Below are 24,446 nucleotides of genomic sequence, written 5' to 3' on the forward strand. Positions count from 1 at the left end.
TATTTTTTTGAAAAGGCTGTTTTTGCAGAGATTGGGACTGCGCACTGCTCATCCCACCGAAGTGATTTGGGACTGCGATTACTCGCCTCATCAAAAAACTTGTTGTAATTTTGCACCATAGTTGATATAAAATGCGACGTAAATAGAGATTGATTCCAATAACTGTGCTATTGCCGCCGTCCGGGATCGCTGCGGGCGGATGCGCATCCTTAGGGCACGGCCTCAGCCTCCTCGAGAAACCCACTCTGCGGGGTCTTCGGACACGTGCTATTCCCGCAGGAGTCACCGCCCTCCGCTCACCCGGACTGGTGGAGAGTTCAATGCTTTGTACCAATTAGTTCATATGGTTCATTGCCAATACTTGCAATTATAGCGTAGTGTATTTCCGGAGCGATGGATTAAACCTATTACCATTGATTTTACTTCGCAGTTTATAGATACTGCGAAGGTTAAAAAGCAACAAATGGTTTCGATGGGGCGAGTAGTGCGCAGTCCTAGTATTTTGGTGGGGCGAACGAAGTGCAGTCCCAAAGTTTACAAAGAGAGCCTTTTTTTAAAAAAAGTATTGACAAAAATGTTAAATAGTTATACGGTTAGTTACATAAGTAATTAACCAATTAACGAAGGAGCCTATGATGAGAAAATCATTAGATGAAAACAAACCAATATTCCTTCAAATAAAAGAACAGTTAGAGGACTCAATCATCGATGGAAATATGAAGGCTGGAGAGAGAGTGCCTTCGACCAATGAATTTGCAGCCTATTACAAAATTAATCCAGCCACTGCTGCAAAAGGGATCAATGAGCTCGTTTCAGAGTCAATTCTTTTTAAACGAAGGGGTGTTGGAATGTTTGTAACAGAAGATGCGAAGGAAATTTTAATCAAAAAGTATAAGAAATCGTTTTACAACAATTATGTGCTTCCATTAAAAAATGAGGCTAGGAAGCTACGAATTAATGAAAATGAATTAATGGAAATGGTGAAAAGGGAGGATAACCAATGAAAATTGAAGTGAGAAACTTATCCAAAAAATACAAGGATAATCATGCACTAAAAAACATTTCATTTAACTTGGAAGAACCGAAAATATACGGTTTACTCGGAAGAAACGGTGCAGGGAAAACTACATTTATGGATATATTATCAGGACAAATATTAGCGAGTGATGGACAGATTTTAATCGATGGGGAGAACCCATTTGATAATCAGCGTTTAACGGAGTCCATTTGTTTAATAAAAGAGGGGCATAATTTCAGGAAAGATTTAAAGGTGAAAAATGTACTCAAAATTTATTCATTCTTTTATCCGAATTGGGATCAGGATCTTGCTGAGGCGTTAATTAAAGAATACAACCTTAATCTTAATTCGAAAGTAAAAACACTATCCAAAGGAATGGAATCAGCACTGGGGATCACTGTTGGGTTAGCGAGCAAAGCACCAATTACTATCTTTGATGAACCATATATTGGACTTGATGCACCTTCAAGAAAAAAATTCTATGAAATAATGCTGGAGGAATACCAAGCAGAGAAGCGCACCATCATTTTCTCGACACACTTAATTGATGAGGTGAGTTTATTATTTGAGGAAGTTTTGATATTACAGGAAGGGTCATTGATCCTGCAAGAAGAGTCGGAAATCCTTAGAGATAATACAGTCGCAGTATCTGGAACCATCGAGGAAGTGGAAGCATTTCTTTCCGACAAAGAAGTGATTGAGAAGAAACAGCTTGCAGGAATGATGACAGCATATGTTTATGGAAATATGGAAGAAGCAAAAATGCAAGGACTCCATGTGGAAGGTATACCAATTCAAGAGCTAATGATTTATTTAACGGAAAGAAAGAAGGGGGCTTAAATTATGGCTAGACAAATAAAAGGATTACTATATTTTTTTATTACAGATATTCGCCATTCATTGATGATTTTTTGGACGATTTTACTAAGTATTTTAGTCGTTTCGCTAGCCTTTTCCTATTTTTTACTAAGTGTTGAAGATGGAAAATACTTTTTTGCATTCACGATTCCAATCTATGTATATTGTGCTATAGTCGGCTTTTTAACTGTTAAGGACAATATTCCTTTTGCATTAAAAATAGGTGCAACCAGAAAAAATATATTTATCAGTATTGGTTTGTTTTTCTTAGGATTGGCATTTGTAAAATCTATTATCGCAAATACATTACATGCCCTTACATTATTATTTACAGAGGCTACTGGTATTCACACGTTTCATTTTATACATGCTGCATCACTGTTACAGGATACTTGGTTAACAAGGGTTTTCGTGGATGCATCCATTGCGTTCTTTTTCTTCGCAGTCATGTTTATTGTTGGTTTGTTATTTTATAAGTATGGATTAGCAGGTGGCGGATCTGTTGCAGGGGTAGTTGTTGTTGTATTACTTCTCGGAATTGCACAGGGTTGGATCTTTGACTTTTTTGTCGAAGTGATTTCAGATTTAAAGTTAACATTCTTCTTTCAAATGCTCGGAGTGGGGATAGGGATATACATTATATCATTCCTGCTAGTAAGAAGGATAACGACTGTCAAAGTAAAATAAGCGAAGGACTGAAGCGGTTATGCGGCTTCAGTCCTTCTTTTTTGCATACTGCTCTTCCCACTGAATTGATTATTACTTATGTATTTTAACGTAGGGTAATTGTTATTTTGTGTTAAAATAAATATAAATGATTACGAATATTCAGTTCCCCAATGAAATGTATTTAGTGCAAAAGTAATTTAACTGATGTTCTACACCTGGGCAATAATCTTGAATAAAAAAAATTTTTTGAAAGTAGGTTAAAAATATTGATTATGAAAGCTCTTTTAAGAGGTGGAATACCATTCATCATTATGAGCGGTATTGCTTTATTACTTTATTTTCAGGGGAAGTATTCGGATGCTAAAGGTACATTTGTTGTAAGCCTAATTGCCTTTTTTGTCGGCGCTGCATCCATAATTTATAATATAGAACATTGGAGTCTTACTAAACAAAGCGCTGTCCATTTTGTTATAATGCTGATCACAATTTATCCTATTCTTTTATTAAGTGGTTGGTTTACGATTACATCTGTATTCGACGCTTTTAAAATTTTTATACTTTTTGTTTTTGTTGGCATCATTTTATGGTCTGTATTATTTACGTTAGCCATAATTTTTTCTTGGTAAAAAATAAACGAGTATTCCATAATAGTGTGCGACAATTTAAAATGGCATTATATAGAAATGCTAAAGACCAACTTGGATAAAGTCGGTCTTTGTTCTTGCTGATTACATCAAAAAGAGCTTCCATTTCACTCAGCTAGCTCCTTATTCTTAAATGTAAGAATTGAAGCTGCTACAAGGATAATTGAAATGGCTATGGTAACAATTGCTGAACCTATCAGGTCTGAAGGAATTGAATCTGTCATAAGCATTTCAAATATATGACTGGATAGGTTATTTGGGCTCCACTCGAGTACATGGGCGAAAACTTGTGTTATAACACTCATGAGCATGATCGTTATGATAGTTAGGAAAGCGACCAGGCCTGGTGTTTTGAATAATGTATTATAAAAAATGGACAATGATATAACGAGCATAAACCACAGCCCATAGAAAAAAACAATTTGTAAGAGAGCTGTCAATGATAGTTCGCCATAAAGAAGATTCGTATAGTACCAGCTTGCAAGCATACCAATAAACAATGATCCCCATACGATTACAAGCAGTGCTGCCCATTTAGCAGTTATATAATTTTTAAAAGAAACAGGCTTTACTAAAATAAGCTCTGAAACACCACTTTTTCGCTCGCCTGCTATTGTGCCCATAGACATCAGGACAATAATTAAAACACCAAGACTGCTGAATTGCCCAAGGCTCATCATCACAACTTCTGCTGGAGTGAATTCTGGTAGTTCTATTACTGTTCCATCTGGTACGCCTCCGACAGATTCAATGATTTGTGGTAAATAATAATTGGAAATCGGATCTAAAATCGCAATTAAAATAATTACTAAAGGTACCCAGATCCATTTTTTATTATGCCAATTCTCCAGCATTTCCTTTTTGAATAATGTAGACCATTGCATTAGTTATTCACCACTTTCATAAACATGTCTTCCAGAGAGGCACGATTGAGCGTAAAGTTTGTTAACGGCCAGTTTTCATTTGCAGCGGCTGTTAGTATTTCCTGTCTTGCCTGGATAATATCTGTTGCTGTTACATGCAGTACATTTCTATCAATATAACTATCCATAACATTAGTAAGTTTATTCACTTTTAATTGATAGTTCTCCAGATCATCCTGAAATTCAAGTTCAATTTTAGAAGTTTGATATTTTTGACGTAATTCAGACATGGAACCAGCTTCTACAATCTCACCTTTTCTAAGTAGCAGCAGCTCATCACTAATCTCGTCAGCATCACTTAAAATATGGGTGGAAAAGAGGATCGTCATTTCCTTCTTCAGTTCTTCCATTAATGTTAAAACCTCACGACGGCCAATTGGATCCAGTGATGAAACAGGTTCATCAAGCATTAATAGCTTTGGCTTATGAATGATTGCCTGTGCAATACCAAGCCGTTGCTTCATCCCACCCGAGTATTTTCCGATACGTTGATGTTTTGCTTCAGAAATTCCCACTTTTACAAGGAGATCCTCTGCACGTTTACCAGCTTCAGTTTTTGAAAGAAAGGCAAGCTGGCCACTGTAAACTAGAAATTCCATACCTGTCATCCATGAATAAAATACAGGATATTGCGGCAGATAGCCGATATGTTTTCTGAGATCATCATTTTCTTTCATATCCGTAAATTTTACAGTTCCTGAAGAAGGTTTCAGAAGGCCAGCTAATGTTCGTAAAATAGTTGTCTTTCCAGCACCATTTGGCCCGATTAGTGCAATACATTTACCAGACTGAAATTCAAAGCTGATATTTTTAACTGCTGCTTTACTGTCATATGTTTTAGAAAGATTTTTTACTGTTAATAAAGTCGTCATTAGCGCTGGCTCCTTCCGAAAATGAAATATAATATTGGCCCGAAAATATTTACGAAGATAATGATGAAAAACCACATCCATTTGGGACCATTTGTATTGTCAGCTTTCGCCCAATCAATCATTGCAATAATTATTAAAATACCTTGAATCACAAGAACAGGTGCAATAACTGCCCAATTAATCGCATCGAAAAATTCCTGCATATTTAATCCCCCCATCTCAATTTAAGCCCCTAATAAAATAGGGATTCCTACAGCTAATAAAATAATAGCTACAAAAATAATCCATGCCAGTGGTCTTGCAAAATTAATGGTCCAGCCAACTCCAAATCTTTTTTCTAAAAAGAGGGCGGGGTCATTTTTATTAAAATAAAACTGGCCAAGTTTCCAATATTTATCATCATCACGATCGATAATATCTCCATTTTCCCCTGTGCTTGTTTTAACACGACTGCCGCCCTGACCTGTTGTAATAGAAAGGATAATAGCGCCCAGCGTGACGGCAAGACTGAATACAAGTGGTACGATCGTCAACAGCTGCTGATTTATTGGATAGATGAATGATAGCTGAATGAAGGAAAACATTAATGTTAAAGCAGTACCTGTAATAATGATATAAAGAGACCATCTTCGTCTAAAAATGATGTTTCTCCGCACTGATTCCTCCGGCTTCTCTGCATTGATTTGCTGTTTTGCCTTGGCAATTATTGTGTTTATAAATATAAAGAGCAATGTTAAATACAATTGCATGATCGGCATGATAAGCACAGATCGATAGGACTTATCTGCCCAATTTGTGACCTCGCCTTGAAAGTTATACTGCATAGGGATTCTGTCCGGAATCTGATGATAGGACTGAAATGTTAAAGCAATAGTTGCGAATGCGATGATAAATGAAAATATAAACCATAGATTCGAATAGGTTATCTTCTGCTCACGAAAGTGCATATCAATAAATACTTGCTGTGATTTCTCCTTCGCCCAGTTTTCCTTTACCTTCAATGCTTTCATATTGCCATGGAACTTCAAATAAATGAGAAAACTACTGATAATATATACAGCGATTATGATGCCAAACAGAATACTGATTGTATTTTCATCATTTTCAATGAAAAAGCCAAACAGTAAAAAGATACCCATCACCAGAATACTTAGATTCCCAGTCATTAAAGCGTATTGTTTTCGCATCGCTTTTAGTACTGGGCTATGGTAGACTTCCCCCGGTATCGAAACCCCAAAGCTTTCTGTTTTTCTGGTCCAATAGGGAATAAACATCAATGAAACAAATACCGGGATTAATATCACTACTAATAAAACAATCGTTATGTTCATTTACTTCCCACCTTTTCCCTCGTTAAATTCGGTAAATAATTGACTGCAAAGCTCTGAAAACTCTTGCTCCGAAACCTTACGACAAATGGATTCGGCAATTAGTGGATGCAGCTTACTTTTAAGCTGATCCCTGTACGCATCATCGGCCTCTGGCACGCCTTCAGGGTTAACCACCACACCCTTTTGCCGATGGATTAAAATAAATCCTTCCTGCTTCAGATGCTGATAGGCTTTGTTAACGGTATGAAGATTAATTCCGATATCAGCAGCTAAAGATCTGACAGATGGTAATGCTTCACCTGGCTGAATTTTCCCTTTTGCAATACCTTCAATGATCTGATGGATTAGTTGAACATAAATAGGTTCCTTCGATTCAAAATCCAAGTTTATAAACACATTCAATTGCACATCCTTTTTCATGTGTCATCTGTTATAGTTATAGTATAACAGATGACACATGATGTCAATACAATATAATATTAAATTTATCAACAAAGTTATAAACAGGAGAAAATGTATACCCACTACACTTTTGTTATATGTCCACAGTATCCACAGGTTTAGTAACAAATCCCTGTGCATAAGTGGGCCTTATTGTAAAAGCCTTTACGGCACTTACGCACAGATTGTGGATTCATGTGGATAATTTGCTCAAATAAAAAGACTCTTTTCCTAAACTTTGGGACTGCGGTTACTCGTCCCATCAAAATACTGGGGCTGCGCACTACTCGCCCCATCGAAACCATTTGTTGATTTTAACCTTCAGAGTTTATATAGACTGCGACGTAAATTAAGATTAAATTCCCATGATATGTGCTATTGCTGCCGTCCGGGATCGCTGCGGGCGGATGCTTTCCGCGGGCACGGCTTCAGCCTCCTCGAGAAAACCACTCTGCGGGGTCTCCAGACACGTGCTATTCCCGCAGGAGTCACCGCCCTACGCTCACCCGAACTGGTGGGGTGGTTTGATGTTTTGTTTATTGTTTACTAATTCGGTTCATCGATAGTAACCGGAATGCCAGCGGAGGAAACACATTGAAGACTCCTGCGGGAGGAAAGGCATAGGTGAGACCCCGGAGTGCGCAGCACGAGGAGGCTCACCAGCCGCCCGCGGAAAGCGAAATGTGTTTCTGGAGCGCTGAATTATCACTCATCGAAATCACACTAAAGTTACGTCGCATCTTATATCGACTACTGGGCATATACCAATAATCTATGCAAAAAACAGTCAATAAAAAAGGAAACCAAAGCACTTCAGCTTCGGTTTCCTTTTTTCGTTAATTCGTTATAAATACTATCAGCCTGTTTAAATTCCTTTTGATAACGAACTTCCTGTGTTTTTGATAGGAACTTTTCTCTTTGGTTCAGTTTTGACTTTCCTTTCATTTTTCCATCCCTCACTTTTCGTTTAGGATGCCCTCACCAGTAGTGGAATATACATATGTTCTAGGAAACTTCTTCTCCTGTAGCAGCAGGTTCGATCGTTGCAAATTGCTGATAGGACATATAATGTTCCTTCGTAATGACAAATAGATCATAGACTTCTCCTATTTCATTAATTTTTTGATAAACTTCCGTGTAGATTGTATTTCCAAATGCGGTGTATGGTAATTTCAATACTGCCTTCATGGACCTTGTGTTTGTTTTTCGTACCTTCATAAAAATACCATCAATACCATGGGTGAAAAATAATTCATCAAAAAACAGTTCTTTTGCACGCTTATTATATCCTTTTCCAAAATAAGGCTGGCCGATCCAGGTAGCTAGAAAACCGTGATTTTTATCGATATCAAATAGATTGATCGTGCCAATTGGATGATAATATTCATCAACTATCGTTCGGGAGATTAACTCCCCACTTTCTTCAGCTTCCATTGTTTGTTTTGTAATAAAATAAAACTCATCACTTGTTGCAGCCTTCTGCCTGACATAGGGAAATACTTCTGGGTGTGATAACAATTCAAATAAAACCGGCACTTCATGTAAATCACGTGTTTTCAGCATAAAAATACCCTCCTTATTGACACAGGAGGGTACCTAAATATCCATAAGGAAATCTAGTTAGTATGCACCCACCCGCGAATTTTCAGTTAACGTTCAACAAAAAAATTCGGGGTGGGAATCGAACCCACTAGAACCAGTCAAAACTGGTGGCGCACCATTTGCCTTCCCTATTTAACTCGTTCTGCTCAGTTTACTTACGTAAGTCATCTCTTTCGTATTTTGATATTTATATTTTACAATTTTTTTTATAAAAAGGGAATCATTTTTTTAATTTTTTTCAATAAAAGTTTCGACAAAGCTTCATGTCTTTTTCGACACAATTTCTCTCAATGCTTCTTCTAAATTGGGATAGGCAAATTGGAAGTTATTATCCTCAGCTTTTTTTGGTAAAACATATTGTCCCTTTCTTATGAGCTGGCTCATTTCTCCGATAGCCAGACGTATTAATGGGGAGGGTGCAGTGATCCAGTATGGTCTTTTTAATACCTTTGCTAAAGTTTTAGTGAAATCTTTATTCCGTTTTGGATTGGGTGAAGTAACATTAACCGGACCTTCCATCTGCTTATTAAACAAGCAAAACTGAATAAGATTAACGACATCTTCTATATGAATCCATGAAATCCATTGCTCACCATTCCCAATTTTTCCACCAGCAAACATTTTAACAGGGAGGCTCATGAGAGGCAGGGATCCTTCTTTTCCTAAAATAACACCAAATCTCGTTAATATTGTACGAATACCCATAGTTTCAGCCTGTTTCGCAGTTTTTTCCCATTCGAGGGTGACCCTGGCCAGAAAATCTCCACCAGGGTTTGCAGTTGCTTCTGTGAAAATCAGGTCCTCTGAAATGCCGTAAAGCCCAACAGCTGAACAACTAATAAATACGTCCGGCTTTTTATCTAGTTTTTTCATGATATCAAGGATCTTTTCTGTTGTTTCAATTCTGCTGTCTAATATTGCTTTCTTTTTCGACTTGGACCAGTAGCCAAAGAGTGATTCACCGGCAAGATTGATGACAGCATGTATTACAGGTAATTCTTCAACTGGATAATGATAGCTTATGAATGTGGTTTTCTCGTTGTTTGTGTATTTGTCCGGAGTTCTTGTGAGTATGTAGATATGATGATCCTTCGCAATAAGTGACTTTATGAGGTTTCTTCCAACAAATCCGGTTCCACCGGTCATTAATATGTTCAATGAACACCCCTCCAAATTTAAAAGTATATATCAATAGTATATGCCAATCGTAACGATTCTTACAGTAGTGTCCGGAGAATTTTCTCGGGTCGTAGCTCCAGCGCCTGATTATTGGACTTCCCTAAGCAGGAACTTTCGCTACCGATTTGTTATTATAAGGGAAAGGGGTGAGAAACTTTGAGAAAAATTACCCGGATCACTACACAAAAGAAACATAAGAATCGGTATAATATCTTTTTGAACGAAGGTCAGGACGAAAAATACGGATTTAGTGTAGATGAAACTATATTAATTGAATATAAGCTTCGAAAAGGTCTTGAATTGGACGATTCCATGATTACTACACTTGTCCAAAAAGATAATGTACATAAATCATATACCCAAGCTATCAATTTTCTAAGCTACCGAATGCGAACAAAAAAGGAAATTTATGATTATTTAGTGAAAAAAGAAGTAGAACCGGAGCATATCACACAAATTATGGAAAAATTGGAAAGTCAAAACCTGCTGGATGACAAGCTATTTGCTGAAATGTTTGTTCGGACAAGGATGAACACCTCGTCAAAGGGGCCATTGCTAATCAAGAAAGAACTGTTGGAAAAAGGGGTTTCAGCCTCAATTGCTGCCAGTGCTGTTGAAAACTATCCATACGAGATTCAATATGAAAAAATATTAAAATGGGTTGATAAAAAATTGAATAGAGGTAAAAAGGAATCTTTTCGCAAACAAAAGCAAAAGCTTCAAGGAACTTTGATGCAAAAAGGCTTCACACAAGATGTAATTAAAGATGCTTTAGCAAATATAAATGAAGAAAAAGATGAGGATGCCGAATGGGATGCACTCATTTATCAGGGAGAGAAGCTGCTAAGAAAACATCAGGTGAAATTGGATGGCTATGAACTGCGTAATAAGCTAAAGGAAGGATTGTTCCGTAAAGGTTTTTCAATAGAATTGATTAATCGATTTTTGGATGAGAGTTTGGATAAAACCCACGATCATTACGAATAATAGATATGTATTATTAATAATGAATTAGTGGAGGTTACTTATATGGCACAACAGAATCTACATCAGCAATTGCAGCAAGCAAGCCAGCAAATACATGATGCCGAAGAAAATGTCCGACTTGCTCAAGGCTCAGATCCCAACTTGCTTGAGCAAGCAGAACAAGAGCTTAAGAAAGCTGAACAGGTACTGGAAAATGCTCAGAACCAGGCAGGAACGGAAGCAACGGAAAACGCCCAATTTCAGCAAGCTTTCCAGCAACTGCATGATACACGGCAACAGGTACAGGAAGCACAGCAGAATAATAGCGATGTTTTATAGTCTAGGGAACAGTGGGGTTTCGAGTCTTATTCGGCTTTAGGTAAAGGTTGTTTTCTCAAGATTGGGATTGCAGTTACATGTCCCACCGAAAGATTTGTTGTTTTTGCTATAAAAGATATAAAACAAGACGTCCAGGCGTAGAGAAGCGTTTTATGTGACCGTTCGCACATGTTTTAGCATCGTTCGGGCACATAGAAGCTTTTTATATGACCGTTTACACTTGTTTCGTTATCGCTTGGGCACATAGCAGTGTTTTATGTGACTGTTTACTCCTATTTTGGCATCGTTCGAGCACATAGAAGCGTTTTAATGGACAGTTTGCATCAGCTTTTTTCAAGTCCTAAGGTCCACACACTGCATTTCTGGATTTGTATCTTGCGGCGTCTTTTTTATAGTTTGAAGAGTTAATAAATGAAAAAGGAGGTAGTACACCAAAATATCTTTGGCGCGCTACCCCCACATTTTAACGATCTACATAAATTTCATTTCTTCCATCATCTTCATTGAAAATTTGTTCTGCTACAATTTCTGGCCCTTTTAATTTTGTTGGATCATCAACATGTGTGGAACTTTCCCAGAATGGTGTGTTCATTCCTCCCATATACACTGCGGTAATCGCGATCGGTTCATCCTCCCACTCTTTTTGCAGACTTTCTGTAAAGCCTCTTACAGCAAATTTGCTCGCACAATAGATGGATTCATTCACTTTTCCCCTCAGGCCTGCAGTGGATATAATTGTCAAAATTCTACCATTGCTTTTTCTGATTAGTGGAAGTGCAGACTGTACTGTATAAATAGTACCCTTAACATTTGTGGCAAGCGTTGTTTCTATTTCATCATTTTTATAATGATCCAATGGTCCAAAAATACCGATACCTGCATTATTTATAAATACATCCAGTTCACCAATCTGTTGAAAGGCGATACTAACAGATGCTTCTTCACTTACATCACATAAAATGATTTCAGCTTGTCCGTTAGATTTGAGAATTTCGCTTTTCACCATTTGTAATTTAGTATCTGTTCGTCCAAGTAAAAAAACCTGATAATTGTTTTTAGCATATTGAAGTGCTAAAGCACGGCCAAGACCGCTTCCAGCTCCAGTAATAGCAACATTTGGCATGGTTATTCCCCCTATTCATAAAAAAATTCCAGTAAATTTGTGAGTAACATCATTTCCATTGTCTTAAACAATTGGTAAAATGTAAAATGATAAGGGGAAGGGGAAGGGGAAGGGAGAGCATAAAATGAATTATCGATATAGTGATTACTCCATTGAGCAATTACATGCAGAAATTGGGAAGCTCAAAGAAAAAGCACAGAAAGCAGAAATGCTAGGGAATATTAGCGAAGTTGCAATAAATGAACGGAAAATGCAAGTTGCTATATCATATACAATGAATCCAGGAGATTTCTCAGCAAATGAAGTATATCAATTAAAAATGGAGCCTGGCTTTACATTTAAAATTAACTATGTAAATGGTGTGTTCGCATGGGGACAACGAATAAATCTATTAGATGAAGTATATAAAAAAGAAGAAGCAATTCCAATTTCCTTATTAGGGGATAAAGAGAAAAAATAAAAAAACAGCAGGTGATGATGCCTGCTGTTTTAAATAGTATTTCTCTAGTCAAAACTGGATTAAAGCCGTTGCAAATAGAGCATCACCAAGCCTAAATTGAGCAAAACCGACTTAATATTTCGCGAGCCAGGGAGAGCTTTAAATTGGACTTTCCTCAACATGTAATTTGCTTTGTAATTTATTTTCGGAAAAAATCCAACCGGTATAGGAACTCATTATTCGCATATTGTCATCAATTTGCACGACCGCAACAAAGGGGTAGTATCCTTTGGAACGATAACGTAAATCAATGAAACGGACTTCTGTAAAATCATCATAGTCGTTTACTTCCCAGCGATAAACCGGTGAGAATGATAAAAATGCTGAAATATTTTTATCTTTTTGTGCTAGCTCCATGATGGCCGATTCAGGCAATGGGACCTTGTTAAACTCATCAATAATTTCAATATGGCCATTTTCCGCAGCACCAACGTAAAATTTTGTGTCAGTTGTAATTGCTACACGCCAATAATTTTGTTTAATCGTTGGTGATGTTGCAATTTGTTCCGTATTTGGAAAATGATCTTTTATCTTTCTTACAATTTCCCGTTTATCAATAAAACGTTTGATATAATACAATAGGATTACCGCATAAATAACGAGCCATGTAATCCCTGGATTAGCTCCAAGTGCCCATACACCAATACCTGCGATATGCAGCATGAAAATATAAGGGTCAAATGTATTGATAAACCCATGGGCAATCCACTTACTGGTAAACGGTCGATAGGCCTGTGTTCCATAGGCATTAAATATATCAACAAACACGTGAATGATCACAGCTAAAAACGTCCATATCCATAAATGCAGAAAATTAACCTGTGGAACAAACATATAAATAATGGATGCAATTAATATTCCCCATAGGATTACTGCTGGTACGGAATGGGTTGCCCCACGGTGATGCCTTATATAGGTTGCATTATTTTTAAGTTTCAGTACAGTATCAAAGTCCGGTGCATGAGAACCGACAATTGTTCCGACAAGTACTGCATTAAATAGTGCAGGGTCATTATGCACAACAGGATCTAATGTAGCCAGTCCTGCAAGTGCAACTCCCATAACTATATGCGTTCCAGTATCCATTAAGATAGGTCCTCCTTAGATATTACGGTTCTCTATTTAAATTTCGATAAAAATTTTACTTATTTCGCTTATTGTAACATAAAGGGTGTGCTATTATGACTGATAAAACTTTACAAAATTTTAACACTTTAGGTTTTCAACAGGATTTACTTCATTGGTATCATTTAAATAAACGGGATTTACCTTGGCGTCAAGACCAGGATCCGTATAAAATATGGGTTTCGGAGATCATGCTTCAGCAAACAAAGGTTGACACGGTCATTCCATATTTTCTTCGTTTTATTGACAAATTTCCAACAGTATACGAATTAGCTGCTGCTGACCCTCAGGATGTTTTAAAAGCATGGGAGGGTCTAGGTTACTATTCCCGTGCAAGGAACTTACAAAACGCTGTTCGTGAGGTTGTTGCTGACTATGGGGGAGAGGTTCCTGATAATACAAGAGAATTAGCATCATTAAAAGGTGTCGGCCCATACACAAAAGGAGCAATTCTTTCCATTGCCTATAATAAACCGGAACCAGCAGTAGATGGTAATGTAATGCGCGTTTTTTCTCGTATTTTAAAAATTGAAGAAGATATTGCACAACAACGCACGAAAAAAATATTTGATGTCTATGTTCGGGAATTGATTAGTGAAGAAGACCCTGCATCATTTAACCAGGCAGTCATGGAATTGGGTGCTCTGGTTTGTACACCTAAATCCCCTGGCTGTCTGCTTTGTCCGGTCCAAGAATATTGCCAGGCCTTTGCTGAAGGAATAGAAGAAACGCTGCCGATTAAAACCAAAGCAAAAAAGCAAAAGACACATGCTTATGCTGTCTTACTTATAAAAAATGACCTGGGTGAATACGTTATTGAAAAGCGTTCAGACAAAGGGTTATTAGCAAATCTATGGCAGTTTCCCATGGTTCCAATTGATGAAGTAGGCTGGGATCATGTCGGGAATTGGATTTATAATGAATATGGATTGGATATAAAAATAAAAGAAAAAAAAGGAAAACTAAAACATGTTTTTACACATCTTATCTGGCAGCTGGATATTTTTGAAGCTAAAACACCCCAGCAGGAATTAGGAGATGGACGGTTATTATTTGTGGGAAAAGATAACTTGAAGAAATACCCTTTCCCCGTTTCCCACCAGAAAATGATGCAATATATTGAAGAAGAATAGCTTTTATCCCGTTTCATTTAAGCGTGTACTCTCCTCCAATGCATAGGAATGCTCGTCAATAATTTATGTTAGTTCAGTGTTTTTTATTCATTAAAGGTATATTTTTCCAATTTAAAATAAAGTGGATAACAAAAACTATAATGGACAAATTAATTATTGCGGAGGTGATACTGATGGCTAAAAAACCAAACAAGACAGCTGCAGGTACAAACGTTCAAAAAGTAAAACAACAAAATCAACAAGCAGCTCAAGGACAAGGTCAGTACGGTACTGAATTTGCTTCTGAGACAAATGCTCAAGAAGTAAAAAAGCAAAATCAAAAATCTCAGCAAAATAAGAAGTAATTACCTACCCCGTAACTAAAAAGAAAAAGAGTTTCCTTTCTTCAAGGAAGCTCTTTTTCTTTTTTTAGTAAGCTGTATTGCTTTAAAACCCCACAACGGATACGAACTGGTACTTTCTTAGTTCTGCTGTCTCTTCTATTGGATAGTTAGCATCAGGTTTTAGTTCAATTGGTCGTATAGAGCCGTTCTATTGGACAGTTAGCGTCAGTTTCCAGTCCGTTTGGGCGTAGAGAGGAATTCTATCTTTAAGCACAAAAATAGGATAAGCAATCAAGACTATCGCTGAAAAGTTTGGTTAATCTCAGTCTTCTTTGAATGTTGTTTTTTTGTTCTGCTTCCATACTTGTGGTCATAATACTTTATATTTAATTTTGTAGGCAGTATAATATATGCAGGATTAAAATGGATTAATGAAAATGTATAGGAAGGAAGATAGGATGGTTGCTCCGAGACCGGGTTCTAAAATGCAAATACAAAGCTATAAACATGATGGAAGCTTACATCGTGTTTGGGACAATAGTTTAGTTCTAAAAGGAACGGAAACAGTAGTTATCGGGGCGAATGACAAAACAAAAGTGACGGAAAGCGATGGGAGGACATGGATAACAAGGGAACCGGCCATTTGTTATTTCCATGCGAAACATTGGTTTAATATTATCGGAATGCTTAGAAATGATGGGATCTATTATTATTGCAATATAAGCTCTCCATTTGTTTATGATGAAGAAGCATTGAAATATATTGATTATGACTTGGATGTGAAGGTTTATCCTGATATGACCTATGATCTACTGGATGAAGATGAATACGTGGAACATAGTGAACAAATGAATTATCCCAGAGTTTTGGATCGCATTTTGCATAATAATATCGATTATCTGTTACGATGGGTTCGTCAGAAGAAGGGGCCATTCGCACCGGATTTTGTAGACGAATGGTATGAACGGTACTTAACATACCGATAACTTTAAGTTAGAAATCCTTGGGACTGCACTTCGTTCGTCCCATCAAGACCCTTGTTACTTTCTGTAGCAAGGCTTTTCTATTGAATTGACTATGAGAATAAGGAAGATTAACTTATGAGCAGTGTAAAGCAATACCTAAAGTTCGTAAAACCATATAAATGGAAAATTTTATGGACGATACTAGTAGGTATTCTGAAATTTGGAATACCACTACTTATGCCATTAATTTTAAAATATGTCATAGATAATATTATTGATGCAGGAAATATGAGCAATTCCGAGAAAATAACAGATCTATTTTGGTTAATGGGAATTGCATTTGTGATTTTCTTTGTATTGCGTCCCCCGATAGAATACATTCGACAATATTTAGCGCAATGGGTAGGCAACAGAATCCTATATGATATAAGGGACAGGCTGTTTGATCACATACAAAAGCTGAGCCTGAAGTTCTATTCTAAGACAAAAACCGGCGAAATTATTTCCCGGGTAATACATGATGTCGAACAAACGAAAACTTTCGTGATAACTGGCTTAATGAACGTATGGCTGGATTTAATTACAATTGTAATTGCTATAGCTATTATGCTTACAATGGATGTTTGGTTAACGATTGTTGCAATTATTTTATTCCCGTTATACGGTTTTTCGGTAAAATATTTTTATGCGAAATTACGCTGGTTGACTCGTGACCGGTCACAATCATTAGCTGAAGTGCAAGGGCATTTACATGAGCGTGTTCAGGGGATGCCTGTAACACGAAGCTTTGCATTGGAAGATTATGAACAGGGCCAGTTTGCTAAACGAAATGATGATTTCTGGGAAAAGTCAATTGATCATACCATTTGGAACGCAAAAACATTTGCAGTAACCAATACAATTACCGATTTAGCTCCGTTACTCGTCATTGGTTTTGCAGGCTATCAAGTAATAATTGGTGACATTTCAATGGGGACAATGATGGCTTTTGTCGGATATATGGAGAGAGTGTACAGTCCATTGAGGCGATTGGTGAATTCATCAACAGTTTTAGTGCAATCTATTGCATCGATTGATCGTGTGTTTGAATTTTTAAATGAAAAATACGATATTACTGATAAAAAGAATGCGAAAGAGCTTGGACGAATCGATGGATCTGTTGAAATCTCAGATGTATCTTTTCAATATGAGGAAGAAGAAAATGAAGTTTTAAAAAATGTCAGCTTGCATGTAAAACGTGGGGAAACCATTGCTTTTGTTGGCATGAGTGGTGGAGGAAAATCTACATTAATTAGTTTGATTCCACGATTTTACGATGTTACCAGTGGTTCCATCAAGGTTGATGGCATCGATATTCGTGATGTAAAGGCACGTTCACTCAGAAATAACATTGGGATGGTCTTACAGGATAATACATTATTCAGTGAATCCATTGCTATGAACATACGAATGGGTAAACCTGATGCTTCGGATGAAGAAGTTATAGCTGCAGCCAAAGCAGCAAATGCTCATGATTTTGTTGAAAATCTGCCATATGGCTATGACACGCAAGTAGGGGAACGTGGAGTTAAATTGTCAGGTGGACAAAAACAGCGGATCGCCATTGCAAGGGTATTTTTGAAAAATCCTCCAATATTGATTTTTGATGAAGCAACATCCGCATTGGATTTAGAAAGTGAGCATACCATTCAGGAAGCAATGGAAAAATTAGCTTCTGATCGTACAACATTTATCGTGGCACACCGCTTGGCAACAATTACACATGCAGATAGAATTGTAGTTATCGAAAATGGTGAAATTGTTGAGGTAGGTTCACATGATGAGTTGATGCGGGTGCAAGGGAGCTACTATGATTTGTATCAGGTACAGGATTTGGATGATGGAAGTGAAAAGGTTGTTGTGAAATAGATGTTATTGAGAAGCGTTCCATCGTGGAGTTATCCTAAATTTTAGGGTTCGCTTGTAAGGCGTTAAATGACTAAATTAAAAAGGAATAAATCGCTATTAACAAGGCTTAGAGAAAATTTCTCTAAGCCTTGTTATTTATATGTTTGCAAATTCATATTTAGGCTGTCTGTACAAAATTTAGACTCTTAACGAACCGCGGAACCCTCTGGCGCCATAGTAGGATTCCGCACCGTTATGATACACAAATACGTGCCCGAAGCGATAATCACAAAAAAGAGCGCCACCGAGTTCTCTGATATCAGCAGGTGTTTGCACCCAAGTTGACGTTTTCTTATCAAAATTTTCAAGTTCCTGCAACGCTCGATATTCTTCTTCCATTAAAATTTCAATGCCCATGGCAGTTGCCATATCAATCGCATTATTTTCTGGTTTATGTTTTTTCCTTGACTCCAGCGCAGCAAGATCGTAGCAAACACTTCTGCGACCTTTAGGACTTTCTGCTGAACAATCATAAAAAATGTATTCGTCATTGTCATGACCTACAACGTCCGGTTCACCGCCAGTTTCCTCCATTTCATTGAGTGACCACAGTTTTTCAGTATTAGCATCCAGCTTTGCTTGGACTTCAGCCCATTCAAGACCTTCATGCCGGTGCATGTTTTTCTCAAAACGATCTTTCAATACTTGGAGTAATTCTTCACGTTTTTCCATTGTCAATTCCTTTTTAGTCATGTTAGTTTCCCCCTTATTATTTTATAATAAATCATCTAAATAGCTGTGTGAATTCAGTTTACAATAGAATGTATGATTAAGTAAATTCATTTCTCCACAATCACGCATAAGTAATAATTGCGAAGGGCGGCTATTAGAAGTAAGAATGATCCAACTATATGACCCAGAGTATACCAAAAATACTAATTAACCAGCGCCTTACAGCTTATTGGTGAAATAAATTCAAATTTTTGTTACCATTTAAATATTCCAATAAGACAAGGAGCAAATCAAATGAGAGACACATTACATCTTCGACCACTTGAGAAAGAAGACTTGGAATTCATTTATAAAATGCGAACGAACCCTAATGTGATGGATTATTGGTGTGACGAGCCCTATACAACGATGGATAAATTGAGGAAGTCCTATGAGGCTGGACATGACAGTGACTCACACAGACAATTCATTCTTTATCATTCAAAAGAAAAAGTCGGTTATCTCGGTCTGTTTGATATTGATGCCCGTCATCGGAACGCAGAATTTGCAATCATGATCGATCCCGCACAACAAGGTAAAGGTTATGCAACCGATGCGACAAGACTGATTGTCGAGTACGGCTTCAATCAATTGAACTTACGCAAATTATTCTTGTTTGTGGTCAATATCAATGAAAAAGCTGTTCATATTTATCAAAAAGTCGGATTCCAAATGGAAGGGGAGCTGAAAAAGCATTTCTTTGTGGATGGCAGTTATCATGATGCGTCCATTATGAGTCTATTCCGGGAAGATTATGTGAATTAGCAATAATAGGAAGGGCTGAGCCAAAATAATATTGGGTCAGCTCTGTTTTAAATTACGTTTTTACGGTAATTCTTTTATATACCAAGCGTCCATAGCATTATGCTCTGAACCATCCAGTGGTTTATCAAGTTGTTGGAAACCTAATTTGGTGTAAAGCAGATTAGCTGTCTGGAGTTTATTCAACGTTTCTAAGTAACAGTATGTATAGTGTTCCTTGGCGAAGTCTAGTGCTACTTTCATCAGTATCCTCGACAGACCCATACCCTGAGTTTCGGGTGTAATGTATAGCTTCTGCAGTTCGCAAATCTCCGTTTTTAGTCCAAATGGTGCAATACCCACGCCACCAAACACTTCATCTTGTTCATTCACTACAACCCAATACTTTGCATTTGTTTGTTGCTTGTAAAATTGGGCTAGACTTCCGAGTTGGGGGTCAAAATAGGCTGTTCCTGGAATGTTTAAGCCAAATGATTCCAATGACCGTTTAATAATTTGCTCCATCGTTTTATTATCTTTATCTGTAATTTCGCGAATCTGCATGATTTAATCCCCCAGTAATTTAATATTAACGTAATATTCCAAACGGTTCTCAAAAAAGAAAAGACAATCAAATGAATGATCGCCTTATTCAACTCCTGCTTAAAGTTACCGAACTTCTCAGAAATCCTAATTGAATGCTCCAGCCAATAATTTAATAGCTTTTTTGCGGGCTTCTAACCCTGGCATAAGCGGTATTAACAGGACTTCATCTGCCTTAAATTGAGTAATCAACGCCTTTAATTGTTCTGTGACACTTTCAATATCGCCCACAACCATCCGGGTTCGATTCGCTTGAATAATTGCCTTTTCCTTTTCTGTATATGGATAGTTTCGAGCTGTTTCAACTGATGGGAATTCTTTTAAATAGCCAAAATTATCTGTGCCGAGTAACCAGAAATCTAAGGCTTCTGCGTATCTTTTAGCTTCCTCATTCGTTTCGGCAACGACAACAAATGGGGCAATGGACACTTTGGGTTCCGGCATGAAAGACGAAGGTTTAAAATTCTCACGATATGCCTTCGCTGCTTGGATACCAATTTTTATTTTATCAATACCTGCAATTGGAAATAATCCAAACGTATAGCCAATTCCTAAATTAGCAGCCATCTTAGCATTTCTGACACTAGTTGATAGCACCCACATTTGAGGAACTGTTGAAATAACCGGGTTAGCAGTAATCCCGGAGAAACGATGGTTTTCATCCACTTGGTCGCTCAAATACTTGGTTAAATCAACAATACTCTGTTCGTAATTGAGCTTACCCTTTTTATTCTCATTCAATGTCCGATTCACAATGGCCGTTCCTAGCGTGTTGCCTATTCCTAAATCAATTCGACCAGGATGAAACGCTTCGAGAATCCGAAAATTTTCAGCTACTTTATAAGGACTATAATGCGGAATCATCACACCGCCAGAACCGATACGAATCCGCTCGGTCGCATCTGCTAAACGCATCATGATCAGTTCCGGTGAACTACTGGCAAAAGCAGGAACGTTATGATGTTCTGCCATCCAAAACCGTTCGTAACCTAAATCTTCCGCTAATTGAGCTAGCGTAATCGTATGCTGCAAAGCTTCCCCGGCACTCGAGCCTTCGTCAATTTGAGCGTAATCTAAAATCCCTAATTTAACCAATTTGACCCTTCTTTCTAAATCTCATGGTGTTTATACTTTTTCGCTTAAGATAAAACTAACTAATTCTTCTTTCGTTAGTTTTACGAAATAATTAGCCAAATCGAACGGCTCTAACGCATTTAATAAGTCCTTTTTTCTTAACCGTACCCCGACTAAAGCTGCTTCTATTTCTTTTATATCTTTTGTACCAAAGAAGTCACCCGTAATCTGGATGGCAGCAATTTTAGCATGCTCAACGCCTAAGCCGACACTAATCGTTCCAATTGGAAAACGTTCTGTTAAACGATATTCGAACTGATTAAAGCGGCCATAATTCCAGTCCCAATTGTTGTATTTCTCAGCAGCAATTTTATCGACACCCACCCAATCTTCTGGCGTTAGTTCATAGCGCTTCGCTTCACTGACGTCATCAACTTCAAGTAATTGGCAAATCATATAATCCGTAAAGTCCCAGACCGTCATTTCCTGGTATTCCGGTGCTATATGGGGACGAATTGATCCTACTCGACTACGGACGGACCTGATACCATGTGAATCAATTTTCTTTTGGTTTGGGTTCAAGACGGATACCATTGCTTCATAATTAGGATCCATAAGTAACGAATACCCAGCGTAAACGCGACCTTTCTGTAAGGTCATCGCTGCACCAGAAATTTTCTTACCATCTAAAACTAAATCATTACGGCCTTTTTGTTCTAAATGATCTACACCTAAATTCTCAAGTGCTTTGACGACCGGTTCATACAAACTCACGTAGTTCCCATAAATGTCATTACTGCCATCAAATAAGAAACAAAAACTCATATTTCGATCATCGAGGTAAATTGCACCGCCACCTGTTTCACGGCGAATGATTTTAATATCATTTGCATCCATATAAGGCTGATTGACTTCCTCGTATGCATTCTGAAATTTTCCAATTTGAACAGCTGGGTGCATCATGTATGGGAACAAAACATCATCATCTAAGAAAATATGGTCTTTCACATATTCTTGCAGGGCCATTGCCATTCCTGGGTCATAAATCCATTCTCCATTACGCTTTGATTCAATTAAATACATTTGCTAGCCCCCATTATTCACTTGCTACTCGCATGTAACACTTCAGCAATATTTTCATCAATTCGCACTGTTTGCGGACGAATCCCGTGTGGAATGAAGTAATCTTTTTGATTCATTGTCACAAATAACGCTTTCGCATTTTTTTCCGTCATTTGTTGGAACGGGTGTTTAATAAATTGTGGGGTTGTATGTCCCACACCAATTTCCAAAAAAAGTACTTTCTTGTCTTGATTTTCTTTTAAGAATTGATCATAACGCTCTTTCTGTTCATGGAAATGACCATCTTCGACCATTCCTTTTTCTTCATTACGTTTATTAACTTCCAAACCGGCTCCACATTTCGGGCAATGAGGAACTAAATTTGCAGGTATCTTCATATCTGATTGTTCCCGGGCCATTTGGCGAATTAAGGCTTCATCGTGATATGTCTGTTGGTGACAATGTTCGGAGCATTGCCACAGCCCGTATTCTCCTTGAATGCGAAACACTTTTTCCATATCAAACGCCGCTGCATAAAATGCATTATCGGCATTCGTCGTAATAACATGATAATTTTTACCAGTCATCATGTGTCGCAAATCGACATATGCTTGTCCTACTGGTTGATCAAAGAAATTCAACAAACTGAAGCGGCTTTGAAATGCCCAATATTCTTGTTCATCTTCAAAATCAAATAGACTTGCTTGTAACATATCAAAGAAGCGATACTTCTGGGTAAAATCAGGAAAAGCATCCGTAAATCTTTTCCCTACATATGTAAACCCGGTCGCTGCAGACATTCCTGCACCAATTCCAATGACAATTGCTTCAGCTTCTTCTGTTAGTTGGTTTAATAAATCGGCTTGTGATAATGATGATTCTGATTCCATCGTTAATGTCTGCCAATGTCCTTTAAGTTCCTGCATAACAATCCCCTATTCTCTCTGCGTTAATATAGACTGATAAATTTTTAAATCCTCATCCTTAAATACATTAAAAATAATATGAAGCTTTGATCCGGTATTTCTTATATATTTTTTCACCGTTTGAATCGCAATTTCAGCTGCACGTTGATTCGGGAAATTAAATTCACCTGTCGAAATACAGCAAAAAGCAAGGCTGCCTAATTGATTCTCATCCGCTAATGCTAAACAGGAATAATAAGACGAAGCGAGTAATTGCTCTTTTAACGGTGAGACACCACGTTGGTTGATAAATGGCCCAACGGTATGAATGACATAGTTTGCTGGTAAATTATAGGCTTTCGTAATTTTCGCTTTCCCAATCGGCTCTTTACGACCTTGTTCTTTTATTAGCACATCACAATCTAAGCGCAATTGCACGCCCGAACGGGTATGAATAATATTGTCGATACAATGATGATTTGCTTGTGTGCAACCTAGCATTTCACTATTGGCTGCATTAACAATTGCATCAACTGCCAGACTCGTAATATCACCTTGCCATAAATAAAGTTGAGGCCCAGCAGCTTCTAAATCATGCAATGTGGTTACATGTCTTTCGTTATTCCACTGTGTTAAGAAAGCATCTTGAACCTCAGTAAATTCTCCTCGAACCGGGTCAGGTTTTCGGATATTACACAGCCCCCAAAACAACGTTATTTTTTCTTCTACGGTATTCGTTTTATACTGCATCATTTGTTCCTTAGTATTTGGGTTCTCATTCAATAAATAATCAATTAGATAATCCAATCTAGCTTCCTGATCCATAGCCTACTCCCCAGAGATATATAGTTACCAAAAATAGACCTATTACTATTGTCAATCTGTACGCTGATTAACATAGACAAATAGGTCTACCAAGAATTTATTAATTAAGCTTCTTCTAATTTGTTAAATGCTGCTTCATCCACGTCTGTTAGTTTTACAACCCAATTTTCTTCTGTTTTGGCTGAGTTTAGCAGGGCTGGTTCACTTATTGCTGCTTCATTGCGTCCAACAATTTTACCGGCTATTGGAGAGGCCAGTTCAAGAACAGTCTTTGCAGCTTCTAAGTTTAAAATTGCATCATCTACGTTAAGTGTATCGCCATCTAAGTATTCTACAAATCCAACAGTACCAATATCATCTTGCATTTCTGGTGTCATACTTAAGGTATAAATGTCATCATTCTTTTCAATGAATAAGAAATTTCCTCGTTTTTTCATTACTAATCCTTCTTTCTTTTTTAAATTTCATCATATATATTTAGGCTCTTTTTGTAAACTTTGGGACTGCACTTCGTTCGCCCCACCAAAATACTGGGACTGCGCACTACTCGCCCCATCGAAACCATTTG

29 protein-coding genes are annotated in these 24,446 nt (G+C 37.5%); 12 read left to right on the forward strand and 17 right to left on the reverse strand.

Annotated features, from left to right (window positions below; genetic code table 11):
* Positions 1–635 precede the first annotated feature (635 nt).
* The 4 genes from CIL05_RS18660 to CIL05_RS18675 all read left to right on the forward strand — a co-directional run bounded on the left by CIL05_RS18660 (position 636) and on the right by CIL05_RS18675 (position 3,171).
* Positions 636–1,004: a GntR family transcriptional regulator gene (locus CIL05_RS18660; RefSeq protein WP_095657049.1), complete on the forward strand. Its 369-nt coding sequence runs from the start codon at positions 636–638 to the stop codon at positions 1,002–1,004.
* The gene (locus tag CIL05_RS18665) at positions 1,001–1,858 is read left to right on the forward strand and encodes an ABC transporter ATP-binding protein (RefSeq protein ID WP_095657050.1); all 858 of its coding nucleotides are present in this window, start codon (positions 1,001–1,003) and stop codon (positions 1,856–1,858) included. The genes CIL05_RS18660 and CIL05_RS18665 overlap by 4 nt, the downstream gene beginning before the upstream one ends.
* Positions 1,859–1,861: 3 nt before the next feature.
* Positions 1,862–2,563, forward strand: coding sequence for a hypothetical protein (locus CIL05_RS18670; RefSeq protein WP_095657051.1), 702 nt, complete (start codon positions 1,862–1,864; stop codon positions 2,561–2,563).
* A gap of 254 nt (positions 2,564–2,817) precedes the next feature.
* Entirely contained in the window at positions 2,818–3,171 is a 354-nt protein-coding gene (locus tag CIL05_RS18675; RefSeq protein ID WP_240510234.1) for a DUF3021 family protein, read from the forward strand.
* A 125-nt stretch (positions 3,172–3,296) separates the two neighbouring features.
* Here CIL05_RS18675 and CIL05_RS18680 read toward each other — a convergent pair whose 3' ends face one another.
* From CIL05_RS18680 to CIL05_RS18715, 8 genes are all read right to left on the reverse strand, one after another.
* Positions 3,297–4,073, reverse strand: a complete 777-nt coding sequence (locus tag CIL05_RS18680) for an ABC transporter permease (RefSeq protein ID WP_095657053.1) — start codon at positions 4,071–4,073, stop codon at positions 3,297–3,299.
* Positions 4,073–4,984, reverse strand: a complete 912-nt coding sequence (locus CIL05_RS18685) for an ABC transporter ATP-binding protein (protein ID WP_095657054.1) — start codon at positions 4,982–4,984, stop codon at positions 4,073–4,075. The genes CIL05_RS18680 and CIL05_RS18685 overlap by 1 nt, the downstream gene beginning before the upstream one ends.
* Positions 4,984–5,187 (reverse strand): PLDc N-terminal domain-containing protein, encoded by a 204-nt coding sequence (locus CIL05_RS18690; protein ID WP_095657055.1) that lies wholly within the window; start codon positions 5,185–5,187, stop codon positions 4,984–4,986. Before CIL05_RS18690 ends, CIL05_RS18685 begins: the two co-directional genes overlap by 1 nt.
* 21 nt (positions 5,188–5,208) lie before the next feature.
* Positions 5,209–6,315, reverse strand: coding sequence for a DUF1648 domain-containing protein (locus CIL05_RS18695; RefSeq protein ID WP_095657056.1), 1,107 nt, complete (start codon positions 6,313–6,315; stop codon positions 5,209–5,211).
* On the reverse strand, positions 6,316–6,711 hold the full coding sequence (locus tag CIL05_RS18700; RefSeq protein WP_095657095.1) for a GntR family transcriptional regulator: 396 nt from the start codon (positions 6,709–6,711) through the stop codon (positions 6,316–6,318).
* 858 nt (positions 6,712–7,569) lie between these two features.
* Positions 7,570–7,701 carry a YfhE family protein gene (locus tag CIL05_RS18705; RefSeq protein ID WP_095657057.1) on the reverse strand — a complete coding sequence of 44 codons (132 nt, stop codon included), beginning with the start codon at positions 7,699–7,701 and terminating at the stop codon, positions 7,570–7,572.
* A gap of 60 nt (positions 7,702–7,761) precedes the next feature.
* Complete coding sequence (locus tag CIL05_RS18710) at positions 7,762–8,319, reverse strand: GNAT family N-acetyltransferase (RefSeq protein WP_095657058.1); 558 nt, start codon at positions 8,317–8,319, stop codon at positions 7,762–7,764.
* Between the two features lie 300 nt (positions 8,320–8,619).
* Positions 8,620–9,516, reverse strand: coding sequence for a TIGR01777 family oxidoreductase (locus tag CIL05_RS18715; RefSeq protein WP_095657059.1), 897 nt, complete (start codon positions 9,514–9,516; stop codon positions 8,620–8,622).
* A gap of 177 nt (positions 9,517–9,693) precedes the next feature.
* Here CIL05_RS18715 and recX point away from each other — a divergent pair, with 177 nt between their 5' ends.
* Together recX and CIL05_RS18725 are read left to right on the forward strand one after the other, a co-directional pair.
* On the forward strand, positions 9,694–10,524 hold the full coding sequence (recX, locus tag CIL05_RS18720; protein ID WP_095657060.1) for a recombination regulator RecX: 831 nt from the start codon (positions 9,694–9,696) through the stop codon (positions 10,522–10,524).
* A 42-nt stretch (positions 10,525–10,566) separates the two neighbouring features.
* On the forward strand, positions 10,567–10,842 hold the full coding sequence (locus tag CIL05_RS18725) for a hypothetical protein (protein ID WP_095657061.1): 276 nt from the start codon (positions 10,567–10,569) through the stop codon (positions 10,840–10,842).
* A gap of 463 nt (positions 10,843–11,305) precedes the next feature.
* On the opposite strand, the gene CIL05_RS18730 is transcribed toward CIL05_RS18725, so the two are convergent.
* Positions 11,306–11,965 carry an SDR family NAD(P)-dependent oxidoreductase gene (locus CIL05_RS18730; RefSeq protein ID WP_095657062.1) on the reverse strand — a complete coding sequence of 220 codons (660 nt, stop codon included), beginning with the start codon at positions 11,963–11,965 and terminating at the stop codon, positions 11,306–11,308.
* Between the two features lie 124 nt (positions 11,966–12,089).
* Here CIL05_RS18730 and CIL05_RS18735 point away from each other — a divergent pair, with 124 nt between their 5' ends.
* Positions 12,090–12,425, forward strand: a complete 336-nt coding sequence (locus CIL05_RS18735) for a YfhH family protein (protein WP_095657063.1) — start codon at positions 12,090–12,092, stop codon at positions 12,423–12,425.
* A 138-nt stretch (positions 12,426–12,563) separates the two neighbouring features.
* On the opposite strand, the gene CIL05_RS18740 is transcribed toward CIL05_RS18735, so the two are convergent.
* Entirely contained in the window at positions 12,564–13,550 is a 987-nt protein-coding gene (locus tag CIL05_RS18740) for a metal-dependent hydrolase (protein ID WP_095657064.1), read from the reverse strand.
* A 95-nt stretch (positions 13,551–13,645) separates the two neighbouring features.
* Between CIL05_RS18740 and mutY the strand changes: the two genes are divergently transcribed.
* The 4 genes from mutY to CIL05_RS18760 all read left to right on the forward strand — a co-directional run bounded on the left by mutY (position 13,646) and on the right by CIL05_RS18760 (position 17,918).
* The gene (gene mutY, locus CIL05_RS18745) at positions 13,646–14,722 is read left to right on the forward strand and encodes an A/G-specific adenine glycosylase (protein ID WP_095657065.1); all 1,077 of its coding nucleotides are present in this window, start codon (positions 13,646–13,648) and stop codon (positions 14,720–14,722) included.
* Positions 14,723–14,895: 173 nt separating this feature from the next.
* Positions 14,896–15,066 (forward strand): gamma-type small acid-soluble spore protein, encoded by a 171-nt coding sequence (locus CIL05_RS18750; RefSeq protein WP_095657096.1) that lies wholly within the window; start codon positions 14,896–14,898, stop codon positions 15,064–15,066.
* Between the two features lie 437 nt (positions 15,067–15,503).
* A complete protein-coding gene (gene ntdP, locus CIL05_RS18755; RefSeq protein ID WP_095657066.1) occupies positions 15,504–16,031 on the forward strand; it encodes a nucleoside tri-diphosphate phosphatase in 528 nt (175 codons plus the stop codon).
* A gap of 114 nt (positions 16,032–16,145) precedes the next feature.
* Entirely contained in the window at positions 16,146–17,918 is a 1,773-nt protein-coding gene (locus CIL05_RS18760; protein WP_095657067.1) for an ABC transporter ATP-binding protein, read from the forward strand.
* A gap of 177 nt (positions 17,919–18,095) precedes the next feature.
* On the opposite strand, the gene CIL05_RS18765 is transcribed toward CIL05_RS18760, so the two are convergent.
* Complete coding sequence (locus CIL05_RS18765; RefSeq protein WP_095657068.1) at positions 18,096–18,650, reverse strand: DUF4256 domain-containing protein; 555 nt, start codon at positions 18,648–18,650, stop codon at positions 18,096–18,098.
* Between the two features lie 273 nt (positions 18,651–18,923).
* Here CIL05_RS18765 and CIL05_RS18770 point away from each other — a divergent pair, with 273 nt between their 5' ends.
* Positions 18,924–19,433 carry a GNAT family N-acetyltransferase gene (locus CIL05_RS18770; RefSeq protein ID WP_095657069.1) on the forward strand — a complete coding sequence of 170 codons (510 nt, stop codon included), beginning with the start codon at positions 18,924–18,926 and terminating at the stop codon, positions 19,431–19,433.
* A gap of 60 nt (positions 19,434–19,493) precedes the next feature.
* Here CIL05_RS18770 and CIL05_RS18775 read toward each other — a convergent pair whose 3' ends face one another.
* The 6 genes from CIL05_RS18775 to CIL05_RS18800 form a co-directional block, all read right to left on the reverse strand.
* Positions 19,494–19,973, reverse strand: coding sequence for a GNAT family N-acetyltransferase (locus CIL05_RS18775; RefSeq protein WP_095657070.1), 480 nt, complete (start codon positions 19,971–19,973; stop codon positions 19,494–19,496).
* 126 nt (positions 19,974–20,099) lie between these two features.
* The gene (locus tag CIL05_RS18780) at positions 20,100–21,107 is read right to left on the reverse strand and encodes an LLM class flavin-dependent oxidoreductase (RefSeq protein ID WP_095657071.1); all 1,008 of its coding nucleotides are present in this window, start codon (positions 21,105–21,107) and stop codon (positions 20,100–20,102) included.
* Positions 21,108–21,137: 30 nt separating this feature from the next.
* Positions 21,138–22,169, reverse strand: coding sequence for a lipoate--protein ligase (gene lplA / locus CIL05_RS18785; protein ID WP_095657072.1), 1,032 nt, complete (start codon positions 22,167–22,169; stop codon positions 21,138–21,140).
* A 17-nt stretch (positions 22,170–22,186) separates the two neighbouring features.
* Positions 22,187–23,074, reverse strand: coding sequence for an SIR2 family NAD-dependent protein deacylase (locus CIL05_RS18790; protein ID WP_095657073.1), 888 nt, complete (start codon positions 23,072–23,074; stop codon positions 22,187–22,189).
* 9 nt (positions 23,075–23,083) lie between these two features.
* Positions 23,084–23,878, reverse strand: coding sequence for a protein-ADP-ribose hydrolase (locus CIL05_RS18795; RefSeq protein ID WP_095657074.1), 795 nt, complete (start codon positions 23,876–23,878; stop codon positions 23,084–23,086).
* A 104-nt stretch (positions 23,879–23,982) separates the two neighbouring features.
* Positions 23,983–24,315 carry a glycine cleavage system H family protein gene (locus CIL05_RS18800; RefSeq protein ID WP_095657075.1) on the reverse strand — a complete coding sequence of 111 codons (333 nt, stop codon included), beginning with the start codon at positions 24,313–24,315 and terminating at the stop codon, positions 23,983–23,985.
* Positions 24,316–24,446: the final 131 nt, after the last annotated feature.

The organism is Virgibacillus profundi, from assembly GCF_002287375.1.
GTDB classification, from domain to species: Bacteria; Bacillota; Bacilli; order Bacillales; family Amphibacillaceae; genus Virgibacillus_K; species Virgibacillus_K profundi.